Origin of the sequence: Nocardia sp. NPDC049149 (assembly GCF_043197455.1) — a bacterium.
In the GTDB taxonomy this organism is placed as follows: Bacteria; Actinomycetota; Actinomycetes; order Mycobacteriales; family Mycobacteriaceae; genus Nocardia.
Genome location: NZ_JBICTD010000014.1, coordinates 188513 through 203446 on the forward strand (window position 1 = coordinate 188513; position 14934 = coordinate 203446).

A 14934-nucleotide genomic window follows, 5' to 3' on the forward strand; every position below is an offset into this window, starting at 1 on the left:
CTAGGATCGACGAAGAGGTGTCTAGGATCGACGGTATGTCGGCCGAACCTGCCCCCGATCCGAAGCAAGCAGCCCCGCCGCGGGCGCGCAGGCACCGAGCCTCGGGCACCGCCCGCCGCGACGCGCTGCTGGCGGCGACGGTCGAGGTGGTCGCCGAACGCGGCTGGGCCGGTGTCACGCATCGGGCGGTGACCGAGCAGGCGGGCGTGCCGCTGGCCACCATCAGCTATTTCTTCGAGTCGATCGAAGAGCTTGCGGCAGAGGCGCTTCGCGTCTTCACCGCCGAGCGGGTGCGGGTGATGTCGTCGCTCAACACCGTGCTCGCGACGCAGCAGCTCGATTTCGCCGGGATGGCGGGGCTTTTCGCCGGTGCAGCGGCAGCCAACCGCACGCAGAGCATGGCCATCTTCGAGGCCTACCTGCAGGCCGGTCGGCAGCCCGAACACCGCGCGATGGTCGCCGATGCGCTCGCCGCGCTGCGCCAGGTCGCGACCACCGCGCTGACCGCGGTCGGGGCCCCCGATCCCGAAGGCGCGGCCGAGTCCTACGCCGCGCTGGTCGACGGATACGCGATGCACGCGCTGACCCGCGAAAACCTGGAAGTCGACCGCGTCAGCCTGCAACGCGCCATCCGCGCACTGTTCCTCGGCGAGCTCGTCGAGGCAGGCCGCATCGAAGAGGCCGCGCAACTGTCCGGCGCATACCCGAAACACCAGGGGGAGTAGGCCGTTCAGCCGGAACCGGCTGCCGAACTACTTGCGGCCGAGCGCCTTTTCCAGCTCGCCCTTGGTCATCTTCGAGCGGCCCTCGATATTGCGTTGGCGCGCTTCGTTATAGAGCTGATCGCGCGTCGGGCCCTTAGGTCCCTTGGTGCCAGATCGCTTGCCGCCGCGGCGTTGTGGCGACATGTCGTTGGTCGAGGACCGGCTTGCGGTTCTGGATTCGCCGGACTGTGCACGGTTCTTGTTGACCGTGCGTGCGGCGATCTCCTTCGCGCGCTTAGTGCCTGCCCCCTGGTCCTTCTCCGACTCGACGATGTGCTGGTACTGCCGTTCTCGCTTGTTACTCCATGCTTCTGGCATGTCACACCTCCTTGTGCATCGGATACCCGAGTGTTTGTCAGCAAACCGTCAGGCTTTGTCCTGGGCCGAAGAGCGAGCGGGGTTGGCTTGCTTTTCGGCCTTGGGGTCGCGCTCGTCGGCTTTGGCCCGGAATCCCGCTTCGATCCGGTCGCCTAGGTCCTTGTCCACGTTGCGCCAGTAGTCGAACGCCCGCGACAGCACGGGCGCCGTGACGCCGTTGAGCAGATGGCCGACGATGTTGTCGACCAGCCGCTCGCGGGCCGCGTCGTCGAGCACCTCGCGGACCATGGTGCCCGGCTGGCCCCAATCGTCGTCGTCGCGGCGCAATGCATAAGCGGTGCGCACCATCTCGCCGTCGGAGTGCCAGCCGACGACCGGACCGGACACCGCGGGATCGGCGTGCGGGCCGCCCTTCGAATTCGGCACGTACACCGGGTCGCCCGGGTTGTGGTGCCGCATCAACCCATCCTTCGAATACGACCGAACCTCGGCGGCGTGTGCCGAATTGACCGGCAGCTCTTTGTAATTGACGCCGATCCTGGCGCGGTGTGCGTCCGGATAGGAGAACCACCTGCCGAGCAGCATCTTGTCCGGACTCGGGCCGGTCCCTGGCACCGCATTGCTCGGCTCGAACGCGGCCTGCTCGATCTCGGTGTGATAGTCCGCCGGGTTGCGATTGAGCGTCATCCTGCCGACCTCGTGCAGCGGGTAGTCGCCGTGCGGCCACACCTTCGTGAGGTCGAAGGGGTTGAAGCGGTAGGTCTTTGCCTCCTCGAACGGCATGATCTGCATGTGCAGCGTCCAGCTGGGGAACTCGCCGCCGTCGATGTGTTCCCACAGGTCGCGCGTGTGATAGTCGGTGTCGATCGCCGCCATCTGGTCGCCTTCGTCCTGGGTGAAGAACTCGATGCCTTGATCGGTCTTGAAGTGGTATTTCACCCAGAACCGTTCGCCCGCCGCGTTGTACCAGAGATAGGTGTGGCTGGAGTAGCCGTTCATGTGCCGCCAGGTCCGCGGAATGCCGCGGTCGCCCATCAACCAGGTCACCTGGTGCGCGGATTCCGGTGACAGCGTCCAGAAATCCCACTGCATGTCGTGATCGCGCAGGTTGTTGTCGGCGCGGCGCTTCTGGGAGCGGATGAAGTCCTGGAACTTCATCGGATCACGGACGAAGAAGACGGGCGTGTTGTTGCCGACCATGTCGAAGTTGCCCTGCTCGGTGTAGAACTTCAGCGCAAAGCCGCGCGGGTCCCGCCAGGTGTCCGGGCTGCCGCGCTCGCCTGCGACGGTCGAGAACCTGGCGAGCACTTCGGTCTTCTTGCCGGGTTGGAACACGTCGGCCTTGGTGTAGGCGCTGACATCGCTGGTCACCTCGAAGGCGCCGAACGCACCGCCGCCTTTGGCGTGCGGCTGCCGTTCCGGGACGCGTTCCCGATTGAAGGCCGCCATCTTCTCGATCAGGTAGGCATCGTTCAGCAAGATCGGGCCGTCGGGGCCGACGGTCAATGAGTGTTCGTCGCTCGGTACCGGAATACCGGCGTCATCGGTGGTGAAGTTCGGATTCGGCATCTTCCTCCTCCTTTGCCGGGCGGCGCGGGCCGCTGGTGGCCGCGCTGCGGTCGGCGTGCCTGGCTGGTGGCACGTGTGCCGGATGCCCGGCACATCGAGGACCAAACGTGGACCGATCCGATGATTCCGGTGACCTCGCAGGTCAGCCTTCGCGCTGGCAGTCGGCGCAGCGGCCGTGGATGGTGAGGGCGGTGCGCTCGGAGAGGGTGAACTGAGTGCCGAGGCCTGCCTGCACTGCCGCCGTGCTGACGTGCGCGGCCGGTACCTCGATCAACCTGCCGCAGCGGGTGCAGACCGCGTGATGGTGTGGCGTGTCGGCCAGGCCGTAGGTGGCGCGGTCGTCGACGGTCAGCGTGTGCAGGATGCCGATCTCGACGAGCGTCGAGACCGTCCGGTACACCGTGGTGACGTCCACTTCGCGGCCCTGTTCGAGGAGCCGCTGATGGATCTGGGCCGCGCTGAGGTGGCCCGCCACGGTCTGCGCATCGAGCACCGCGAGCACCGCCAGACGCGGTGCGGTGCAGCGCAATCCGTGCTCGCGCAGCAGCGAGCGCAAATGGGACTCCCGATCGGCGTTCGCGGGATCGGAGCCAGGGGTCGGCGCGATACGGCTTGCCATGCAGCCAGTGTCCCCGTCGAACGCGGGTCGGTGCCAATTACCCTTTTCCTGGCAGCTTCTTGCCAATCGATGGCAACAAGAGACGGCACGGGCTTACGGTTGAACAGCGAGAACTCTCCAGAGGACATGCCATGACGAAAACGGTTGTAGACCGAAAAGCCTCCCGTCTCTCCATGATTCGCACCGCATTGAGCCCACGGGAATGGGCCGGGATATCGGGCATGGTCGGGGTGATCATCGCGCTACACGTCATCGGCTGGGTCACCCTGGTCGCCTTCGTCGCCCCGCAGCAACTGAGCCTCGGCGAGAAGACCTTCGGCATCGGCGTCGGCCTCACCGCTTACACCCTCGGCCTGCGGCACGCTTTCGACGCCGACCATATTTCCGCGATCGACAACACCACCCGAAAGTTGATGAACGACGGGCAGCGTCCGCTCTCGGTCGGGTTCTATTTCTCGCTCGGCCATTCGAGCGTCGTGTTCGCGCTCGCGCTGCTGCTTTCGGTCGGGGTGAAGGCGATCGTCGGCCCGGTCGAAGACGATTCCTCGGCGCTGCACCACTACACCGGGCTGATCGGCACCACCGTCTCCGGCACGTTCCTGTACATCATCGCGATCATCAACATCGTCATCCTGGTCGGCATCCTGCGGGTGTTCCGGGACATGCGCTCCGGCCACTACGACGAGGCCGCGCTCGAGGAGCAGTTGAACAATCGCGGATTCATGAATCGTTTCTTCGGCCGCATCATGAAGTCGATCACCAAGCCGTGGCAGATGTATCCGATCGGTGTGCTGTTCGGGCTCGGTTTCGACACCGCGACCGAGGTCGCACTGCTGGTGCTCGCCGGAACCAGCGCCGCGGTCGGGCTGCCCTGGTATGCCATTCTCTGCCTGCCGATCCTGTTCGCGGCGGGCATGAGCCTGCTCGACACCATCGACGGGTCGTTCATGAATTTCGCCTACGGGTGGGCGTTTTCGAAGCCGGTGCGCAAGGTGTACTACAACATCACCATCACCGCGTTGTCGGTGGCGGTCGCGTTGATCATCGGCACCGTCGAGCTGCTGGCGCTGCTTGCCGAGGAATTCGGCTGGCACGGTGGATTCTGGGACTGGGTCGGCGGACTCGACCTCAACATCCTCGGGTATGTCATCGTCGGCCTGTTCGTGGTCACCTGGGTGGCGGCGCTGCTCATCTGGCGATACGGGCGCATCGAGGAGAAATGGTCGACGCAGCTGCAGCCCGCCGGTCGGCAGGCGGACTGAGCTACCGTCAGCTCGTCCTCGGCGACGCACTGCCTGCCGACCAGCGCGCCCGCCTGACCGACTGGCTGGAACGCAATCTCACCGGCGGACAACGGATCAGAGCAGGCGTCCCCAAGGACTGGCGGGTCGCCGACAAGACCGGAACCGGCGATTGGGGTCGAGCCAACGACGTCGCCATCGTCTGGCCGCCAAATGCCGCACCCCTTGTCCTCGCGATCATGTCCGACCGCACCGGCTACGAAGCCGAAGCGAGCGGACCGCTCATCGCCGAGGCGACCAGTCAGATCGTCGCCGCACTCACCTGATGGCCACTCGCCTGGTTACACCGTGTCATACACCGCACCGGAAGACGGCCAAGCCAGGGGAGTGGCCCCGAGTTCGCGGCGTGCGTTCGTGACGACGGCCTTGCCGAGCGCGCGGTTGCCTGCCCCGCCGACCACCGCGCCGATGCCCGCGGGCAAGACGCGCCCGAACAACAGGACTGCGCGTTTCGCCGCGAAGTGCACCAGAAAACGCTTCGACGCCGAATCTTTCATATTCCGAAGGCCAGGAATCTTGTCGGCCAGCGCGGTGTCCCAACTCTTGGCGCGGCGCGCGGTGCTGCGTGCCAACACCTCCGCACTGCCTTCGCCGAGCACGACGCCGAGCACGAGCTCACGGCGCCGCGGACTCTGCACCGGGTCCTCACCGTGCGCGGCCGCCGTGGCCAAGGTGTACACCGTGGACGCTTCGAGGAAGAACGCGGTCTCCGCGGCGGTCGCGGCCAGCCCGATCAGCGTGCCGATCCCCGGCACCGCCGCACTGAGCCCGACCACCACGCCACTGGTCGTCACGGTCGTCAGGTACTGCCACTCCAACCGCCGCGCGATCTCGGCAGGCGACTGATCGGGCCGCCTGCTCCGCAGAAAGTCGACGTACTTCGTGGCCAGCGGCGCCTGCACCCGCGACCCGGTATCGAGCAGTGACTCGACGGACTTGCGAACAACTCCTGTGAACATCGCGCACTGCCTTTCGTCGACCGGACCTCGCAGGACACCATGACATCGGTGCTCGCAATACCCGATTCGGCACGCCGCTAACGGTCGACGCTATCCGGGACCTGTCCGCGTCCACTGGCAGAACCAGCTGTACGGGTCTCTGGTGTCGCCGAAGCGAGAGAACGTGAAGGTGCCGTACTGTCTGCGGCACTGGACGTCGACATCGACGCCGCCCGCGATGGCGGGTCCGTGCATGCAGTTCCAGCTGAAGGCGCTGTGTGGGTCGAGCACTTGCGCGGTGGCGCCCCCGTAGCGCCAGTTGCAGTAGTCGTTCATGTCGACGGCACCGGTGTTGGGTGCCGCCTGGCTGATCGCCGGTGTGCCCGCGGTGGCGACACCGAGGCACACGACAGTGGCGGCAAGTGCCTCGAGTAGCAGCAGTCCGGCATGTTTCGCGCTGGTCATGGCTGGTTCCTCGGATCTCATTTCGGTAGAACGTTCAAATCTTCAAGCACTTTTCAGCGTGCCAGGATTGAACCTCCACGTCTGTCTCCCGTTCAGCCGACGACGACCAGAAGCCTCGGCGCTGTGGAAGATTCCCGCCCACAAGACATTCGAAACCTTTCGCCCACCGAATCGGCCAACGAGTGGCACACCACGGAGAGGTCTACTCGCGTTTTGCCGCAGCCATGTGCCACTCGTCGGGCCGCGCGGCTAGGGGTGCATGTGTGCGCCTTTGAGGATTTTATCGACGGCGTTCTTGGGGCCGTAGACGGCGATGCCGACGAGGTCGAGGTGGGTGCGGGGGACTGCGGCGACGGCGGCGCGGTTGTCGTGGTCGTTTCCGGTGGCGAACAGGTCGGCGGTGAAGACAGCGGTGGGGAGTGCGCGGGTCACCGCCTTGTCGTGGGCGGCGGTCAGGACTTCTTTGGTGCCTTCGAAGACGAGCACGGGCTGGCGGAACATCGGCAGGTAGGCGGTGGCGTCGGCGTCGGTGTACGGCTCGCCGATCACCTCGGGCACGTGTGTGCCGAGGCCGCTGACCAGGAATGCGGTCACGTTCAGGCGTTGCCAGACCGCGAGGTCGGTGCGCAGCAGCACGGCGATCTTGGTGTCGAAGCGGACTGTGGTGGTCTCGGTTCCCATCACGCCAGGCTGCCTGGGCGGGGTAGGTCCGGTCTTGTACGTTTCTTGCATGGTGAGCGGCGAGCGGACGCGGGCGTGGCGCCCACCGGTCGCGGGTGTGGTCGAGGTGTTCCACGCCCATTTCACCGAGCACGCCTATCCGATGCACGTGCACGACGCATGGACTCTGTTGATCGTCGACGACGGCGCCATCCGCTACGACCTGAACCGGCACGAGCACGGCACCCTTGCCGACACGGTTTCGCTGCTGCCGCCGCACATTCCGCACAACGGGTCGCCCGCCACGCCACACGGCTTTCGCAAGCGCGTCCTGTACCTCGACGACACCCACCTCGATCTGGACTACATCGGCTCCGCCGCCGATGGCCCCGACTTCGCCGATCCGCTGCTGCGCCGCCGCGTCGGCCAGGTGCACACCGTCCTCGGCCGGCGCGGCGACGAGCTGGAAGCCGAAAGCAGGCTGGCGCTGATCGCCGAACGTCTCCGACTGCACCTACGCCCCCGCGAACCCGCCGTCGTCGCACCGGTCCACGGCGTCGCGCACGGCCTGCGCGACCTCCTCGACGAAAACCTGGTCCGCGGTATCACTCTCGACGCGGCCGCCAAGCAGGTGCACGCGCACCCCACTCACTTGGTCCGTGCCTTCACCCGCACCTTCGGCATTCCACCCCACCAATACCTGATGTCGCGCCGCGTCGATCACGCCCGCCGCCTCCTGCTCGACGGCCACCCACCCGCCGCCGTAGCCCTCGCCGCAGGCTTCTACGACCAACCCCACCTCACCCGGCACTTCCGCCGCATAGTCGGCACCACCCCCGCCCGCTTCGCCAGGTCCCACCCCTAGGCCTCCGGCCCGCGGCGCTCTCGAGTTGGTCGATTGATCACGGGGCACTGGTGGCGGCATCGTGCGAGAAGCCTCCGCCACCAGTGCCCCCTCGTCACGAAACCTGTGTGAGGGGAAGGCGGTCGGGGGTAGAAACGAGGGTGGGTGTACTGAGGGGAAGAGGTGGATATGTGGAAGATCTGTAGAACCTGTGGGGTCGAGCATGAGGGGGCGGCGCAGGTGTGTCGCATCTGTGCGGACGAGCGGCAGTGGGTGCCTGCCGACGGGCAGCAGTGGACGACGCTCGACGAATTGACCGCTGCGGGGCACAAGGTGGCGGTACGTGAGTTGGAACCGGATCTGTTCGCGGTGACGGTCGAGCCGGAGGTCGGCATCGGGCAGGAGTCGCATTTGCTGCGGACACCCGCGGGGAATCTGCTGTGGGACTTGACCGGGTACGTCGACGAGGACGCGGTGCGTCAGGTTCGTGAGCTCGGCGAGGTGGTCGCGATCGTGCCGAGTCACCCGCATCACTATGGCGTTCAGGTGGAGTGGAGCCGGGCGCTGGGTGGGGTGCCGGTGCTGGTCGCTGAAGCAGACCTGGAGTGGGTCGCGCGGCCAGATCCGGTGATTCGCCCATGGTCCGGCCGGGAGGAGCTGTTGCCGGGAATCACCTTGTGCCAGTTGGGCGGTCACTTCGCGGGCAGTGCGGTCGCGCACTGGGCGGCGGGCGCGGGTGGCAAGGGTGTGTTGATGAGCGCGGACACGATCCAGGCCAATCCCGATCGCAAGTCGGTCGCTTTCATGCGCAGCTATCCCAACCGAATTCCGTTGTCACCCACCGTGGTCGAACGCGTCACCACGGCAGTCGAGGAGTTCGAGTTCGATCGCCTCTACGACAATTTCGGCAAGATGATCCAGTCCGACGCCCGCGCCACCATTCGCCGCTCGGCTGACCGTTATATCCGTTGGGTACGTGGGGATTTCGATCATCTCACCTGAGCGAGTCCCGAACGCGGGCAGCAACTGAACGGGAAAGGACGTGGGTCCAGCGACCCACGTCCTTTCCTGGAGCTGGATCAGCTGACGAACGCGGACTCGATCTTCACCGGCGCGGCGGGCGCACCGTCGAGCGGTCCACGCTCGCTCGGCGTGATGCCTGCCGCGACCATCCGGTCGAGCGCGTCCATGCCACGGACCACTTTGCCGAGCACCGAATAGTTCGCGGGAATGTTGGCGAAGGAGTGCACGAAGAAGAACTCACTCCCGTTGGTCCCGGCTCCCTGATTACCCATCGCGATCGTGCCGCGCTCATAGGTTTCGGTGCCGTCCACCTCATCGGGGAATTGGTAACCCGGCCCGCCCTTTTCGACCTCGAAGATGTCGCCGCATTGCAGCACGCCGAGGCGAGCCGAGTTCGTCAGCCGCCAACATTCGCTGTTGTCGTAGAACCGCTGCGTCACCAGGCTGATCATGTTCTGCACCCCGCACGGCGCAGCACCGGCCCGGTTCAGCTCGACCTCGATCGGCCCATAGTTGGTGGTGAACGTGACGCGCGCCGTCCCGATCGCCAAAGCCACCGGCAACGGCGGCGACACCGGCCGCGCGGCCGGATTATCCGGTGCGGTCGGCGTGAACGCACACGTGACGACCGGGAAATTCGGTGCCGCCTGCACCGGAGCGGCGGCAACGAGCCCGGCGAACAGGGAGGCAACAGCAGCAAGAGCCCAACGCGATCTCATGGGGGGACCTTACGACGATCGAGGACTCGATGTGCGGGTTACGCCAGCCGCTGCTGGAGCATGTCGTGGCGGAACTGATAGGCGACACCAGTGACGCGCAACAACCCGGTGTTGCGAGCCCAGTCGAGGAAGACCGCCGGCCGCGCCGGGAAGGTTCCGGTCCAGCGAAATATCAAGGACGCCACCAGATATCGTTGCGCGGCGAGCCCGAAGAGCCACAGTATGAAGCACCCCGCTACTAGTCCTCCGATCATCCCGTCGCCCGGTGCTCCATGGAAATAGCCTGAATCCCCGGCCGTCAGCACGTCGATGACCACTCCGCCGAGTCCGAGGACGACCACGAAGATCAACCCCGCGGTCAGTGCGAAGACGAAACCGTCCCGAACGAGCCGCCGCTCGTCTTGTCCGAGCGCGAGGCGTTCGCTGGTGCTGGTGCTCAAGCCGACCACCAGGCCGGTAGCCAGGGCGAATTGCGACGCGTACCCGAACAATGCCAGCAGCCCGCCTGCGGCTGACGCCGCCGACATGGTGCCGAGCAACCAGCTACACACCGGGACAACACCAATGACGATCGTCAGCAACAGTGCGATGGTCAGTCCGCTGCGCATTCCTCGGCGCCACCGGGAATGGCCGGTGACGCGCCAGGCGAGCCGTTCGGACCGGAGACCGAAACCCGGGACGATGCCATCGGCCGATTCACTGGCGTACAGGCTCGCGATCAACCCCACCATCGAGGCCGCCAAAAGGAAAACGACCTTCGGCTCGATCTTGGGGAGAAATGTGGTCACCAGCCCGGCCGCGAGACCGAAGGTCAGCGCGGCGAGGGTGATATGGGCACTGGCAACACGCCATTTTCCAGCGAGCTGCCAGATCTGATCGAGCGCTATATCGGCCCCGTCGCGCCCGCTGCCGCGCTCTTGGTAGAGGTGGTCCGCAAGGTTGCCGAGCCAGATGCGCACTTCGGTCTCGGTGTAAGTGCCGACCTGGCCGGTGTGCTCGGTCCCCGCCAGCGCCGCCGGAACCATGGAGTCCAGGAGCACATTGCGGATCTCGTCGGGCTGGTCGACCGACATGATCCCCGCGGGTGGGTTCTTGGTGCCGCGCTGTAATGCGTCGGCCGCCAGCCCGAGCAGCCACGGGCTGCGCAACGCCTCGGCGAGGGGGCCGTTCGGCGCCTCAGCCAGGTGGTCGGTGACCGAAGCCCACTGCTCCCTGGGGATCCCGAGTTGGTGGAAGTAGTCCTCGAGGTAGCAGTAGATGTCGGTCGCGGTGAGCGGCTGCAGGGTAATGCTGACGGCACCGTGTAATCCGTTGTCGCCGCGAGCCTCTCGGACCGCAGCGAAAACTGCACTGCGGCACATGACAACGACAGGCCGATTTCGCCACGGCACTTCGTTGAGTCGGTCCAGCGTGGTGGCGGCTCGCGGCGCAGTGTCGTCGGGTGGATCCATTTCGTCGAGCCCATCGAGGATCGGAAGGATCCGGCCGGTATCGACCAGCGCCTGCGCGACCCTGCCGTGCACCCCGTAATGAATGGTCAACTGGTTCGCCAACCACCGCGAAAACCGTTGACTGCCATCCCATCCGGCCGCATTCACGCGGACCGCGACCGGTGTGTCGGCACGCACGGCATCGACAAGGGTGGTGCGATCGGCGAGCTGATCGAGCAGCAGGTGGATCGCCGTCACCGTCTTACCCGCGCCGGGCTTGCCGAGCACGATCAGCCGCTGTGCTGCGGTCTTCCGGAAGTATGCGCCGAGTTCCGACAGCTTCCCGACCTCTCCAGCCGGGGCGAGCACAGTGCTTGTCGAGGAATGGAACTCGAGATCCAGCACCCGATCGGGACCGACACGCAACTGATCGCGCAGGATCGTCTCCCTGCGCAGCACCGCATCTGCGAGGTTGTCGGCGTGCGTGATCAGCGCGGCCCGCGAGACATCCGGCCGAATCTTGCGCAACACCCAACTACCGATCGGCTTCGCAACGCCTGCCCCCGCCCGTATCGCCACCACTTCCGGCCCACCCGTCATGAAGGACGAGTCTGCCATCGGTGAGGTCCACCCTTGGGCTCAGTCCGAATGAAACCATCGTCAACCGGCATTGTTGTTCCTAGCGTCACTGCCGTGACCACTGACCTGAGCACCCCGCTCAACGACATCGGCGACGCCACCGCGCGGGCGGTCGCGGCCGACCCTGCGAACGCGCTGGTGGTTTTCCACGCCACCGGAACCCCCGAAGGCACTGTGGGCAGCGCGATCAACACCCGCACCCACACGATTCGCGTGGACGAGCCTGCGACCCTCGGCGGCACGGACACCGCGGCCAACCCGGTCGAGGTCTACCTGGCGGCCTTGATCTCGTGTCACGTGGTCACCTACCGGTTCTGGGCCCAGCGCCTCGGCATCACCGTCGACGAGCTCGAAGTACATGCCGAGGGTGATCTGGATGTCCGAGGATTCTTCGGTCTCGACGACTCCGTCCGGCCCGGATTTCAGGCCGTGCGGGTGACGGTCCGCATCGGCGGCCCGGAGACGCCGCAACGCTACGACGAATTGCGCCAAGCGGTCGACGCACATTGCCCGGTGCTGGATCTCACCACCGGCAGCACTCCGGTCGATACCACGCTGATCACGTATTGAGCCGCGTACCATCACCTTTGGACAACCAGGAGCAGAGATGACCGAACCCGCTGTGTCGCAGGACCCGTCCGCCGACTGGAGCTTCGAGACCAAGCAGATCCATGTAGGCCAGGTGCCCGACGGGACGACCAGCGCGCGTGCCCTGCCGATCTACCAGACCACCTCCTACACCTTCCGCGACACCGACCACGCGGCAAAGCTTTTCGGCCTGGCCGAGCCGGGCAACATCTACACCCGCATCATGAACCCGACCCAGGACGCGGTCGAGCAGCGCATCGCCGCACTGGAGGGCGGCGTCGCCGCGCTGCTGCTCGCGTCCGGGCAGGCGGCCGAGACCCTCGCGATTCTCAACCTCGCCAGCGCGGGTGACCACATCGTCTCCAGCCCACGGCTTTACGGCGGCACCTACAACCTCTTCCACTACACCTTGCCGCGGCTCGGTATCGAGGTGTCGTTCGTCGACGATCCGGATGACCTGGCGCAGTGGCAGTCCGCGATCCGGCCGAACACCAAGGCGTTCTACGGCGAGACGATCTCCAACCCGCAGAACCACATCTTCGACATCGCCGGGATCGCGGAGGTCGGGCACGCCGCCGGTATTCCGCTCATCGTCGACAACACCGTCGCCACACCGTATTTGATTCAGCCGCTGGCCCATGGCGCCGATATCGTCGTGCACTCCGCGACGAAGTACCTCGGCGGACACGGTGCGGCCATCGCGGGTGTCATCGTCGACGGCGGCACCTTCGACTGGACCGTTCGGGCCGGGGACGCGCCGCGATTCCCCGGCTTCGTCGAGCCGGATCCGAGCTACCACGGTGTGGTGTACGCCGACCTGGGCGCGCCCGCGTATGCGTTGAAGGCCAGGGTGCAGTTGCTGCGCGATCTCGGCGCCGCGGTGTCGCCGTTCAACGCGTTCCTGATCAGCCAGGGTCTGGAGACGCTGAGCCTGCGGGTCGAACGGCATGTGGCGAATGCGCAGCAGGTCGCCGAATTCCTCAGGGACCGGCCGGAAGTCACGTCGGTGTCCTACGCGGGGCTGCCGTCCTCGCCGTGGTACGAGCGTGGACAGACGTTGGCGCCCAAGGGGACCGGCGCGGTGGTCGGCTTCGAACTCGCCGGGGGCGTGGACGCGGGCAAGCGGTTCGTCGAGGCGCTGCGGTTGCACAGTCATGTCGCCAACATCGGTGACGTGCGGTCGCTGGTGATTCATCCGGCCTCGACCACGCACTCTCAGCTGACCCCGGAGGAGCAGCTTGCCTCCGGCGTCACCCCTGGTCTGGTCCGGCTCGCGGTCGGCATCGAGGGGATCGACGACATCCTCGCCGATCTGCGCGTCGGGTTCGCCGCGGTCGGGTAGTGAATTCGATTCGGCGCCCGACCTGCAGCGAGAGTCGGGCGCCGAATCGGTTGCGCTGGGTCGGAGTACAAAAGTAGCTCTCCACACTGAGAGGTCCGCGTAGTACTGTCCCGTACATATCTACGGGAGGGTGCAATGCAGATCGCCATCGTTCTCTATCCGGGCATGACCGCGCTCGATGTGATCGGACCCTACGAGGTCCTCCGCTTGGTCCCCGGCGTGCACATCCGGTTCGTCTGGAACGAACCAGGCCCGATCACCACCGACAGCGGCGTCCTGCTCCTCGCCGCCACCCACTCGTTCGAGGAAACCCCGTCTCCTGACATCGTTCTCATCGGTGGCTCCGGACCCGCCACCGCGACGGCCGCGGAAGACGCGGGTCTGGCCGACTGGCTACGCCGCGTCCACAAGACCACCCTCTGGACCACGTCGGTCTGCACCGGTTCGGTCATCCTCGCCCGAGCAGGTCTGCTGGCGGGCAAGTCCGCCACCTCGCACTGGGCGGGTCTGCCTGCGCTTTCGGCCTTGGGCGTGACCCCACGCCCCGACGACCGCATCGTCCGCGAAGGCAAAATCGTCACCGCCGCAGGCGTTTCCGCAGGCATCGACCTCGGCCTCTGGCTGACCGCGCAGATCGCCAACCGCGAAACCGCCGAAGCCATCCAACTTCTCATCGAATACGACCCGCAACCTCCCTTCGACAGCGGCCACATGTCCAAGGCCTCCGCCTCGGTCCGCCGCAAGGCCGCCGCGGTAGTCGCCCGCGAAACCGCCGACCTCCTCGTCGCCGAACCGCGCACCGTCCTCCGCGAGGGCATCGCCATTCCGCGCCTGCTCTGGGACGGCGCACTCGCCCGAGCCCGCTCCCGGCGCCACCTCGGCTCCCGAAAGCGCCCCGTCCAGCGCTGAGTTCGCCCGGCTTACCAGGGGATGACACCCGCGTCGTCGAAGAATCCGCCGCGCGGTCCGTCGTCCGGGAGGGTGGCGAGCCGGATTGCGATGGCGGCACCTTGCTCGGGCGTCCGCGGTGCGTTGAAGCCGGTGAAGTCGGTCGCCACAAAGCCGGGGCAGGCGGCGTTCACGATGACGTTCGTGTCCGCGAGGCGGCGGGCGTACTGCGCTGTGACGCTGTTGAGCAGCGACTTCGACGGTGCGTACGCGGCAAGGACCGGCCCGGGCTGCAGTGTCAGCGAGCCCATGGTGCTCGACATGTTGACGATGCGCGGCGAGCGTGCGCGGGTGAGCAGCGGCAGCATCGCGTTCGTCACCCGAACGACCCCGAACACGTTGGTGTCGAGGACAGTCCGGACAACATCGAGGTCGAGGGTGGTCGGATCCTGTGTGCCGCCGTCGATCGGGCCTGCGATGCCCGCGTTGTTGACGAGCACATCGAGCCGTCCCGCGGTCTGTTCGAGGGTCGCCGCCGCAGCGGCGACGCTGTCATCGGAGGTGACGTCGAGGGCAACCCCGAACGCGTCGACGCCCGCGGCACGCAGCCGCTCGACCGCCTGCTCGCGCCTGACCTCGTCGCGAGCCCCCACCGCCACTGTGCAGCCGAGCGCCCCGAGCCCCTGCGCGATGGCGAAGCCGATTCCCTTGTTCGCGCCGGTGACCAGCGCGATCTTCGTGTCATTCACTCGACCTATGCTCGGCGAGCGCGCACGCGTCGTCCAATACCGTTTCAGCTGCCTGTGATAATCGCCGGGCATCACGAG

Annotated in this window: 16 protein-coding genes and 1 pseudogene; 8 read left to right on the forward strand and 9 right to left on the reverse strand. The window is 66.3% G+C overall.

Annotated elements, in window-relative coordinates; translation table 11 throughout:
* Positions 1–35 precede the first annotated feature (35 nt).
* The gene (locus tag ACGFNJ_RS39820) at positions 36–725 is read left to right on the forward strand and encodes a TetR/AcrR family transcriptional regulator (RefSeq protein ID WP_393461047.1); all 690 of its coding nucleotides are present in this window, start codon (positions 36–38) and stop codon (positions 723–725) included.
* A 27-nt stretch (positions 726–752) separates the two neighbouring features.
* On the opposite strand, the gene ACGFNJ_RS39825 is transcribed toward ACGFNJ_RS39820, so the two are convergent.
* The 3 genes from ACGFNJ_RS39825 to ACGFNJ_RS39835 form a co-directional block, all read right to left on the reverse strand.
* Positions 753–1082 (reverse strand): plasmid stabilization protein, encoded by a 330-nt coding sequence (locus ACGFNJ_RS39825; RefSeq protein ID WP_393461049.1) that lies wholly within the window; start codon positions 1080–1082, stop codon positions 753–755.
* A gap of 48 nt (positions 1083–1130) precedes the next feature.
* Entirely contained in the window at positions 1131–2651 is a 1521-nt protein-coding gene (locus ACGFNJ_RS39830) for a catalase (protein ID WP_393461051.1), read from the reverse strand.
* A gap of 142 nt (positions 2652–2793) precedes the next feature.
* Positions 2794–3270 carry a Fur family transcriptional regulator gene (locus ACGFNJ_RS39835; RefSeq protein ID WP_393461053.1) on the reverse strand — a complete coding sequence of 159 codons (477 nt, stop codon included), beginning with the start codon at positions 3268–3270 and terminating at the stop codon, positions 2794–2796.
* Between the two features lie 131 nt (positions 3271–3401).
* Here ACGFNJ_RS39835 and ACGFNJ_RS39840 point away from each other — a divergent pair, with 131 nt between their 5' ends.
* Positions 3402–4532 (forward strand): HoxN/HupN/NixA family nickel/cobalt transporter, encoded by a 1131-nt coding sequence (locus ACGFNJ_RS39840; protein WP_393461055.1) that lies wholly within the window; start codon positions 3402–3404, stop codon positions 4530–4532.
* Positions 4529–4837, forward strand: a pseudogene (locus ACGFNJ_RS39845) (serine hydrolase); the annotation flags it as partial. The gene ACGFNJ_RS39840 and the pseudogene ACGFNJ_RS39845, both read left to right, overlap by 4 nt.
* Positions 4838–4852: 15 nt before the next feature.
* On the opposite strand, the gene ACGFNJ_RS39850 reads toward ACGFNJ_RS39845, so the two are convergent.
* From ACGFNJ_RS39850 to ACGFNJ_RS39860, 3 genes are all read right to left on the reverse strand, one after another.
* Positions 4853–5530, reverse strand: coding sequence for a hypothetical protein (locus ACGFNJ_RS39850; protein ID WP_393461057.1), 678 nt, complete (start codon positions 5528–5530; stop codon positions 4853–4855).
* A 90-nt stretch (positions 5531–5620) separates the two neighbouring features.
* On the reverse strand, positions 5621–5974 hold the full coding sequence (locus ACGFNJ_RS39855) for a hypothetical protein (RefSeq protein ID WP_393461059.1): 354 nt from the start codon (positions 5972–5974) through the stop codon (positions 5621–5623).
* Positions 5975–6223: 249 nt separating this feature from the next.
* Positions 6224–6655, reverse strand: a complete 432-nt coding sequence (locus ACGFNJ_RS39860) for a DUF2000 family protein (RefSeq protein ID WP_393461061.1) — start codon at positions 6653–6655, stop codon at positions 6224–6226.
* A 49-nt stretch (positions 6656–6704) separates the two neighbouring features.
* Between ACGFNJ_RS39860 and ACGFNJ_RS39865 the strand changes: the two genes are divergently transcribed.
* Both ACGFNJ_RS39865 and ACGFNJ_RS39870 read left to right on the forward strand, forming a co-directional pair.
* Entirely contained in the window at positions 6705–7499 is a 795-nt protein-coding gene (locus ACGFNJ_RS39865; RefSeq protein ID WP_393461063.1) for an AraC family transcriptional regulator, read from the forward strand.
* A gap of 168 nt (positions 7500–7667) precedes the next feature.
* On the forward strand, positions 7668–8480 hold the full coding sequence (locus ACGFNJ_RS39870; RefSeq protein ID WP_393461122.1) for a hydrolase: 813 nt from the start codon (positions 7668–7670) through the stop codon (positions 8478–8480).
* 77 nt (positions 8481–8557) lie between these two features.
* Here the strand turns inward: ACGFNJ_RS39870 and ACGFNJ_RS39875 are convergent, their stop codons facing one another.
* Together ACGFNJ_RS39875 and ACGFNJ_RS39880 are read right to left on the reverse strand one after the other, a co-directional pair.
* Positions 8558–9220, reverse strand: a complete 663-nt coding sequence (locus ACGFNJ_RS39875) for a peptidylprolyl isomerase (RefSeq protein ID WP_393461065.1) — start codon at positions 9218–9220, stop codon at positions 8558–8560.
* Between the two features lie 38 nt (positions 9221–9258).
* On the reverse strand, positions 9259–11268 hold the full coding sequence (locus ACGFNJ_RS39880) for an NACHT domain-containing protein (RefSeq protein WP_393461067.1): 2010 nt from the start codon (positions 11266–11268) through the stop codon (positions 9259–9261).
* A gap of 30 nt (positions 11269–11298) precedes the next feature.
* Here ACGFNJ_RS39880 and ACGFNJ_RS39885 point away from each other — a divergent pair, with 30 nt between their 5' ends.
* The 3 genes from ACGFNJ_RS39885 (at position 11299) to ACGFNJ_RS39895 (ending at position 14128) form a co-directional block, all read left to right on the forward strand.
* Positions 11299–11859 (forward strand): OsmC family protein, encoded by a 561-nt coding sequence (locus ACGFNJ_RS39885; RefSeq protein WP_393461069.1) that lies wholly within the window; start codon positions 11299–11301, stop codon positions 11857–11859.
* Positions 11860–11896: 37 nt separating this feature from the next.
* On the forward strand, positions 11897–13219 hold the full coding sequence (locus ACGFNJ_RS39890) for a bifunctional o-acetylhomoserine/o-acetylserine sulfhydrylase (RefSeq protein WP_393461071.1): 1323 nt from the start codon (positions 11897–11899) through the stop codon (positions 13217–13219).
* Positions 13220–13354: 135 nt separating this feature from the next.
* Positions 13355–14128, forward strand: coding sequence for a DJ-1/PfpI family protein (locus tag ACGFNJ_RS39895; protein ID WP_393461073.1), 774 nt, complete (start codon positions 13355–13357; stop codon positions 14126–14128).
* Between the two features lie 11 nt (positions 14129–14139).
* Here ACGFNJ_RS39895 and ACGFNJ_RS39900 read toward each other — a convergent pair whose 3' ends face one another.
* Positions 14140–14856 (reverse strand): SDR family oxidoreductase, encoded by a 717-nt coding sequence (locus tag ACGFNJ_RS39900; protein WP_393461075.1) that lies wholly within the window; start codon positions 14854–14856, stop codon positions 14140–14142.
* Positions 14857–14934: the final 78 nt, after the last annotated feature.